The organism is Micromonospora endophytica (assembly GCF_003236305.1).
Taxonomy (GTDB): Bacteria; Actinomycetota; Actinomycetes; order Mycobacteriales; family Micromonosporaceae; genus Micromonospora; species Micromonospora endophytica.
Map to the genome: position 1 here is coordinate 1 of NZ_POTX01000260.1, position 8,084 is coordinate 8,084.

Annotated in this window: 7 protein-coding genes; 2 read left to right on the forward strand and 5 right to left on the reverse strand. The window is 73.8% G+C overall.

The window, feature by feature from the left end:
* Positions 1-425, forward strand: a 425-nt coding sequence (locus C1I93_RS25920) for an RICIN domain-containing protein (RefSeq protein WP_146603581.1), incomplete at its 5' end; no start/stop codon positions are given.
* Between the two features lie 18 nt (positions 426-443).
* Here the strand turns inward: C1I93_RS25920 and C1I93_RS25925 are convergent.
* A complete protein-coding gene (locus C1I93_RS25925; protein WP_111245905.1) occupies positions 444-1,739 on the reverse strand; it encodes an MFS transporter in 1,296 nt (431 codons plus the stop codon).
* A 71-nt stretch (positions 1,740-1,810) separates the two neighbouring features.
* On the opposite strand from C1I93_RS25925, the gene C1I93_RS25930 reads away from it, so the two are divergent.
* Positions 1,811-2,812, forward strand: coding sequence for a GlxA family transcriptional regulator (locus C1I93_RS25930; RefSeq protein ID WP_420811698.1), 1,002 nt, complete (start codon positions 1,811-1,813; stop codon positions 2,810-2,812).
* On the opposite strand, the gene C1I93_RS25935 is transcribed toward C1I93_RS25930, so the two are convergent.
* Genes C1I93_RS25935 through C1I93_RS33325 form a run of 4 tightly spaced genes read right to left on the reverse strand, consistent with a single transcriptional unit; the run spans position 2,789 to position 7,993 of the window.
* Entirely contained in the window at positions 2,789-3,253 is a 465-nt protein-coding gene (locus tag C1I93_RS25935) for a DinB family protein (protein ID WP_111245902.1), read from the reverse strand. The genes C1I93_RS25930 and C1I93_RS25935 overlap by 24 nt on opposite strands.
* A gap of 9 nt (positions 3,254-3,262) precedes the next feature.
* Positions 3,263-5,215, reverse strand: a complete 1,953-nt coding sequence (locus tag C1I93_RS25940) for a VWA domain-containing protein (RefSeq protein ID WP_111245903.1) — start codon at positions 5,213-5,215, stop codon at positions 3,263-3,265.
* Positions 5,216-5,217: 2 nt separating this feature from the next.
* Positions 5,218-6,717, reverse strand: a complete 1,500-nt coding sequence (locus C1I93_RS25945; protein ID WP_111245904.1) for a magnesium chelatase ATPase subunit I — start codon at positions 6,715-6,717, stop codon at positions 5,218-5,220.
* A 37-nt stretch (positions 6,718-6,754) separates the two neighbouring features.
* A complete protein-coding gene (locus C1I93_RS33325) occupies positions 6,755-7,993 on the reverse strand; it encodes an aminotransferase class I/II-fold pyridoxal phosphate-dependent enzyme (protein ID WP_438819592.1) in 1,239 nt (412 codons plus the stop codon).
* Positions 7,994-8,084 lie beyond the last annotated feature (91 nt).

Here is an 8,084-nt window from a genome sequence, read left to right on the forward strand (position 1 = left end):
CCACCCCCGACCCGCTCGCCGGGCCCCGGGTGTTCCAGGGCGTCGGCTCGGGACTCTGCCTCGGTCTCGACGGTGACGGCGAGACGGCCGGCGCCGAACTGACCGCGTGCAGCGGCGGGCCGGAACAGCAGTGGGTGGTCAACCCCTTCGGCCCGAACACGGTGACCCTCACCAACTCCGCCCACAACCAGTGCCTGGACGTCGAGGGCGTCAGCACCGACGACGGTGCCCGGTTGCAGCAGTTCGGCTGCCACGGCGAAGCCAACCAGCAGTGGCGACTCCAGCGGTCCGACGACGGCACCGTGCTGCTGATCGCCGTCCACAGCGGCAAGTGCGCCCAGGTCCGCGACGGCGGCACCGCAGCCGGCGACGACATCGTCCAGGCCCCCTGCGACGGCAACCCCGCCCAACGCTGGAAGCTGTAAGGAGCGGCCCGGGCGAGGTCAGTTGCGGTAGCTCCAGGCAACCGGGGCGGCGGGGGCGGGTTCGGTGAAAGGCGTGCCCCGGCGGCGTACCAGCATCAGCGACAGCACCGCCGCGCCCACCGACAGCGCCCCGGCCACGTACCAGGCGAGATGGTAGGTGCCGAGCTGGTCGCGGACCAGGCCCGCGCCGGTCGCCGCCACCGCCGCGCCGAACTGGTGCGAGGCGAACACCCAGCCGAAGACCACCGCGCCGGACGCGCCGAAGTATTCCCGGCACAGCGCCACCGTCGGCGGGACGGTGGCCACCCAGTCCAGGCCGTAGAAGATGACGAAGACGAGCATGCTCGGCTCGGTGGTGGCCGCGAAGAGGCCCGGCAACAGCAGCAGCGATCCGCCGCGTAGCGCGTAGTACGCCCCGAGCAGCAGCCGGGGGTCGAACCGGTCGGTGAGCCAGCCGGAGGCGATGGTGCCGACGATGTCGAAGATGCCGACCAGGGCCAGCAGGCCGGCGGCGGTGGTTTGCGACATCCCGTGGTCGTGCGCGGCCGGCACGAAGTGCGTACCGACCAGGCCGTTCGTGGTGGCGCCGCAGATCGCGAAGCCGGCGGCGAGCAGCCAGAACGGCCGGGTGCGGGCGGCGGCGGTCAGCGCGCGGACCGCGCGGGTGGCGGCCCCGCCGGCCGGCTGCGCCGGCTCGACGACCTCTTGCCCACCGTACGGCGGCAGTCCGACATCCGCCGGGTGCTCGCGCAGCAGCAGCCACACCAGGGGTACGACGAGCAGCGCCGCCCCGGCGACGACGAGTGCCGCCGCCCGCCAGCCGTAGCCGTCGACGAGCATCGCCAGCAGCGGCAGGAAGACCAGTTGACCGGCGGCCCCGCCGGCGGTCAGCACGCCGGTGACCAGACCCCGGCGGCGGACGAACCAGCGCCCGGTCACGGTCGCCACGAAGGCCAGCGCCATCGAGCCGGTACCCAGCCCGACCAGCACACCCCAGCAGAGGATGAGTTGCCAACTGGTGGTCATGAAGACGGTGAGCCCGCTGCCGATGGCGACGAGCGCCAGCGCGACGGCGACCACCCGACGGATGCCGAACCGGTCCATCAGTGCCGCGGCGAACGGCGCGGTCAGCCCGTAGAGCAGCAGGTTCACCGAGACGGCCGCGGAGATGGTGGCCAGCGGCCAGCCGAACTCGGCGTGCAGCGGGTGCAGCAGCACCGCGGGGGTGGCCCGGAAACCGGCGGCGCCGACAAGCGCCACGAAGGCGACCGCGGCGACGATCCAGGCCGGGTGCAGACGGACAGATCTTTTCACCAGGTGAGTCTGCGGCGTGCCGGTCGACACCGGCGAGTGGCCGGAACGCCAAGATGCGCAACAATCGGGCCATGACTCCGCACCGCATCGCCGTGCTCGCCGTCGACCAGGTGGTCGGCCTGGACCTGGGCACTCCGTCCCAGGTCTTCCGCTCCGCCCGGGACGCCGACGACCGGCACTTCTACACCGTCGACACCTGCACCCCGGGCGGTCGACCGGTCCGCAGCAGCGCCGGTTTCCAGGTGCTGCCCGACCACGGGTTGGAGCTGCTGGAGGAAGCTGACACGGTGATCGTGCCCGGCGTACACGGGGACGCCACCCAACGCCGCGACGTGGTCGAGCCGGAGGTGACGAAGGCGTTGCGTGGCGCGTACGACCGGGATGTTCGGATCATGTCCATCTGCACCGGGGCGTTCGTGCTGGCGGCTGCCGGCCTGCTCGACGGACGCCGGGCCACCACCCACTGGGCGTACGCCGACCGCTTCCGCCAGCTGTACCCGGAGGTCGACCTCGACCCCGACGTGCTCTTCGTCGCCGACGACCGGGTGCTCACCTCCGCCGGGGTGGCCGCCGGAATGGACCTGTGCCTGCACGTGGTCCGCAGCGACCACGGCAGCCAGGTGGCCAACCAGGCCGCCCGCCGGTGCGTGGTGCCGCCCTGGCGCGACGGTGGTCAGGCCCAGTACATCGAACGTCCGGTGCCGCAGGCACCCGACACCAGCACCGCCGCCGCCCGGGACTGGGTCCGCCACCGGCTGCACGAGCCGGTCAGCCTGCGCGACCTCGCCGAACAGGCGCGGATGAGCGTACGCACCTTCACCCGCCGGTTCCGCGCCGAGACCGGTCTCAGCCCGACCCAGTGGCTGCTGCGCGAACGCACCGACCACGCCCGACTGCTGCTGGAGAGCACCGACCTGAGCATCGACCAGATCGCCCGCCGCAGCGGTTTCGGCACCACCGCCGCCCTGCGCCAGCAACTACACCAACGCATCGGCGTAGCCCCGTCCACCTACCGCCGCACCTTCAAAGGAGGTGCCCCGGTCGACGCCTCAGGGGGTGCGGAGCGACCGTAGCTCGGCCAGGTGGCGGGGCAGGTGTACGCGGGTGTGCAGGTCGATGGTGCGCCCCCAGGGCAGCGGCCCGTCGACGACCAGGTCGAAGCCCTCCCGCAGGTGCGTCTCGACCGGGGTGTCGGCTGCCGCGCCCAGCCGGGCGACCAGGGTGATCAGCCGGTCGCTGCTGGCCCGCAGCCGGTCGGCCAGCCCGGCCAGGCCACCGCTGTCGGCCGCCAACTCGTCCAGCTCGGGCCGGTGCACCTCGGCCAGGTCGTAGAAGGCGTACGGAGCTCCGGCGAGCACCGCCTCGGTGGCCTCGATCATCAACTCGTCGCTGGCGACCAGGTGGGCCACGATCTGTTCGGCGTCGTACCGCCCGGGTGGTGGTGGCCCGAACCCGCCCGCGTCGATCTCGGCAAGCACCGCGTCGTACGCCTGTCGCAGCCCGTCGACCTCCACCGGCCGAGCCTATCGGCGGCCCCGGCGTGCCCGCAGGTAGTCGCTGACCACGTACTCGCCCAGGTCATCCGGGTCCGGTGTGAAGACCCGGCCCTGGCTACGGCGGGCCACCGCGTCGACGAATCGGCGCAGCCCGGGGTCATCGCCGAGCATGAAGAGGTTGAGCGCCACGCCGTACCGCCGGAGCCGGTCCACCTCACGGATCGTCGCCTCGATGGTCTCCGGCAGCGGCGGCCAGCTGAACAGCGCTTCCCCGCCCTCCGGGTCCAGGTGCGCGGTCGGTTCCCCGTCGGTCACCACCAGCACCACCGGCTCGGCGTCCGGGTGACGGCGCAGGTGCCGCCCGGCCAGCCGCAGCGCGTGCTGGAGGTTGGTGCCCTGCATCATGTCCGGCTCGACGGCGGCCAACTCCTGCTGGCTCAGGACAGCCGCCGTCCGGCCGAAACCGATGATCTGCAACGCGTCCTGCGGGAACCGGGTGGCCATCAGGTGGGCCAGGGCCAGCGCCGTCTGCTTCATCGGCCCCCAACGGTCCTGCGACACCATCGAGTACGACAGGTCGACGCAGAGCGCCACCGCCGCCGATGCCCGCCGCTCGGTCTCCACCACCTCGAAGTCGGAGACATCGAGCCGCACCGGCACTCCCGGCCCGCCCCGGCGGATCGCCCGGGTGAGGGTACGCACCACGTCCAGCGGTTGCTCGTCGCCGTACTCCCAGGGTCGTGACGCCCCACTCACCTCGCCGGCCGCGCCCGCCGCGCGCAGGTCGTGCTGCCCGCGCGGCCCGGCCGTCAACTCGGCGAAGACCCGCCGCAGCGCGGTGCCGCCGAGCCGGCGCAGCGCCTTCGGGCTCAGCGTCAACCCCTCGGCGTCGCGGGTCACCCAACCCTGCCGGCGCAGCTCCCGCTCCAGCTCCCGCAACCGGCGTACGTCGTCGGCGGCGTCGCGGCCCAGCGTCCGGGCCACCGCCTCCACGTCGATGTCGTCAAGGGTGGCTCCGGGATGCGCCTGGCCCAACTGGTCGAGCACGTCGTCCAGCTCGGCCACCTCGTCGAGCACCCCTGTCGCGTCGCCGTAGCCGAGCGACTGGCCACCCTGCGCCCGCTCGCCCCGGCCCCAGCGCAGGTCGGGCCGGAGCGCCCGCAGGTTCGCCTCCAGCGCGGCCAGTTCACCGGCGACCCGGTCGCCGAGCGACTGGCGCATCAGCCCGGCCAGTTCCTCGCGTTGCCGCTCCGACAGCGAGTTCATCAGCCGCTGCCCGGCCGCCGCCCGGCGGGCCAGCACATCCACCAGTTCGTCGACGTCGGCGGGGCGTTCCGGGAAGAACTCGCCGTGCCGGCGCATGAACTCGGCGAAGGCGTCGGTGGTGTCCTCCGCGCGGGCGTGCCGGGCCAGCAGGTCGTTGAGGTCCCGCATCATCTCGGCCAGCCGCTCCTGCACCGCCGGGTCGGCGGCCAGTTGCGCCGATTCCCGCAGCCCGGCGAAGCGTTGACCGAGCACGTCGTGCCGCAGCCCGTCGAGGATCCGCTGGTAGGTCTGCCGGGCCTCGTCGCTGGCCCACCGGTAGCCGGACAGCTCCCGCACCGCCTGGGCGGTGGAGCGGGGCAGGTTGTCCAGTTCCGCCTCGGCGAACCGGGCCGCGTCGTCGTCCCGGCCGGCCAACTCGTCCCGTTCGGCGGCGAGAGCCTGGTCCAGCAGGGCCCGGGCCCGGGTCACCGCGCCGTCCAGGTCACCCCGGCGCAGGGCCTCCCGCCGCAGCCGGCGGGCCCGCGCGGTCAGCTCGTCCAGCCCGCCGCGCCCCTGTGGGCCCCGGCGCAGCAGGTCCCGCAGTGCCTGGCGCAGGCTGCCGCCGGCCAGCACCTCCGTGCCGACCTGGTCCACCGCGGCCTGCACGTCATACGGTGGCGCCAGCGGGTCGGGGCCGCCGCGCCACTGCCCGTACCGGAAGCGGTTGCCGGTCATGCTCAGTCCCGGGCGCCGTAGCGGGTACGTCCCGAGTCGGTGACGTCCTTACCCAGTCGGCGGCTCAGATGCAGCCCCTCCAGCACGAACTCGACAGCCGCCGCGGCCTGCCCGGGGCTGGGCGCGTCGCCGATGCCGAGCCGGTCCAGCACCTTGGCCAGCCCCGGCACCGTGCCCACCTGGCGCAGCAGCTCGGCCGCGGAGACCAGCTCGCCGGTCTCGATCGTCCGGTCCTCCTCGACGAGCGCGGTGAACCCGGAGAGGTCCAGGCCGGCCAGCCGGGCGCGGAAGGTCTCGGCGGTGGCGGTACGCAGCAGGTGCCCGAGGACCTCGGTCTCCCGCCCCTCCTCACCGCTTTCGAACTCCACCTTCCCGCGCAGCGTCGAGGTAACCGACACCGCGTCCCCCACCCGCGCCACAGGTGTAAGGAGGGGCCCCCTATTAACGTCTGGTGTATTAAAGGGGCCCCCTGCTAACACCTGACCCGCCGCGCCCGGTGCGGCGGCAGTCGCGGCCGCGAGCAGGCTCTCCCGGCGCAGCGCGGCGGCGGCGACCGTCTCGGCGGCGGCCACGGCGAACCGGGCGGAGACACCGGAACGCTGGTCGACCGAGGGCGAGTCGCGCACCGCGCGGGCGAACCGGGCCAGCACCTCCAGCACGTGCTCCGGCACCTCGGCGACCAGGTCGGCCTCCTGCCGGATCAACGCCAGCTCCAGCTCCAGGTCGAGCGGGTAGTGGGTACGGATCTCGGCGCCGAAGCGGTCCTTGAGCGGGGTGATGATCCGGCCCCGGTTGGTGTAGTCCTCCGGGTTGGCGCTGGCCACCAGGAGCAGGTCCAGCGGCAGCCGCAGCTGGTAGCCGCGGACCTGGATGTCCCGTTCCTCCAGCACGTTGAGCAGCGCCACCTGGATCCGCTCGGCCAGGTCCGGCAGCTCGTTGACGGCGAAGATGCCCCGGTTGGTCCGCGGCACCAGGCCGAAGTGGATGGTCTCGGGGTCGCCGAGCGTACGCCCCTGCGCCAGCCGGACCGGGTCGACGTCGCCGATCAGGTCGCCGACGCTGGTGTCCGGGGTGGCCAGCTTCTCGCCGTAACGCAGCGAGCGGTGCAGCCAGCCGACCGGAAGGTCGTCGCCGGCCTCGGCGACCAGCGCCCGGGACGCCGGGGTGACCGGGTGCAGCGGATGCTCGTTGAGCACCGACCCGACGATCACCGGGGTCCACTCGTCCAGCAACGTCACCAGCGAGCGGATCAGCCGGGTCTTGCCCTGGCCGCGCTCACCGAGCAGCACCATGTCGTGTCCGGCGAGCAACGCCCGCTCCACCTCGGGCAGCACTGTGTCGTCGTACCCGACGATGCCGGCGAACCGCGGCCCGCCCGCGCGGAGCCTGACCAGCAGGTTGTCGCGCAGTTCCTGTTTGACGGTGCGGTACCGGTGCCCGGCCGCGCGCAGCGCCCCCAGGGTGCCCGGCAGATCCCCTGGCGGGTCCGGAAAGTCAGTCACCCGCCCACGCTAGCTCACCCAATCCCCCACCCAGCGATCATGAATCCGGGACTGTCACCCGCAGGGCGGTGTCGATCGCGGTGCGCTGGGTCTGCTCGGAGTAGGTGTCGGGGTCGACGGTGGCGAGGGCGTTGAGCCCTTCGACGAGGGCGACCAGGCCGGTCGCGGCGGCGGCGCAGTCGGCCGGGGACCAGTCCGGGCGGGCGGCGGCGACCAGGTCGCGGACCCGGGCGACGAAGCGCAGGTGGTAGGCCCGGTGCCGCTGCGCCAGGACCGGGTCGGCCAACGCGGCGGCGAGGAACCCGACCCACACCCGAGCCTCCTCCCGCTTCTCCTCGGTCGGCGAGGCGGCCTGGAGCAGCACGGCCCGCAGGGCGTCACGGAAAGTGGCGGCATCGGCCTGGGCGGCGTCGGCGCGTTGACCGGTGCGCTGGTGCAGCAGTTCGCGGGCGTGCATCAGCAGGGCCTGCTTGTCGGCGAAGGTGTGCAGCACCATGCCTGTGGTGCAGCCCGCGCGCTCGGCGACCGCGCGCAGGGTGAGTCCGGGCAGGCCACGCTCGGCCAGGGCGGCGAGCAGGCCGTTGCGCCGCCGCTCGTAGCTCTCCGCGGCCCGGTCGACGAGCGCGGTCACGGTCGGGTCGCGCCAGAGCGAGAGCACCAGGCGTTGCAGCACTGTGGAGACCCAGCCCGCGCCGACCCGGGACCGACCGGCCACCCGGGCCACGGTGGTCTCGTCCCCGGCCAGCACGGCCAGGCGCAGGTCGGGTCCGTAGGGCTTGCTGACCGAGCGGAGCAGGGCCCAGTGGGTGGTGGCACCGGCGAGCGGGTGCAGGGGTACGCGGGCCAGCTCGGCGGCGTGGTCGTCCTCGATCAGCAGCAGGTCGGCGTACCCGGTGAGCAGGGTGCGCAGCGCGGCGGCCCGGTCCGCGGAGACGGCCGCGCCGGTGGGGTTCTGGGCGCGGCTGGTCACGATGAGCGCTCGGGCTCCGGCGGCGAGCGCGGCAGCCACTCCGGCGACCAGTGGGCCGTCGTCGTCGACAGGAACGCCGACCGGCCGCAACCCGAGGGCGGCGATGAGGTCGAGCAGGCTGGCCCAGCCCGGGTCCTCCACCGCTACCGCGTCGCCGGGGCGCAGGTGGGCACCGAGCAGGCGCTCGATGCCGTCCAGCGCGCCTCCGGTGAGGGTCACCTCGGCCGGCGGGACACCGTCGGCGGCCAGTCGCGTGCGGGCCGCCTCGACCAGCTCCGGCAACACCCCGACGTCGGGGTAGCCCACCGGCTCCCCGGCGGTGCGGGCCAGGGCGGCCAGGTGCGGGCCGAGCGGTGGCAGCAGGCGTGGGTCGGGTTCGCCCCGGGACAGGTCGCGC

What these genes read in the sequence shown, in the direction of transcription:
- C1I93_RS25930 (WP_420811698.1), top strand. Translation starts at nt 1,811, where the DNA reads ATGACTCCGCACCGCATCGCCGTGCTCGCCGTCGACCAGGTGGTCGGC.
- C1I93_RS25940 (WP_111245903.1), bottom strand. Translation starts at nt 5,215, where the DNA reads ATGACCGGCAACCGCTTCCGGTACGGGCAGTGGCGCGGCGGCCCCGAC.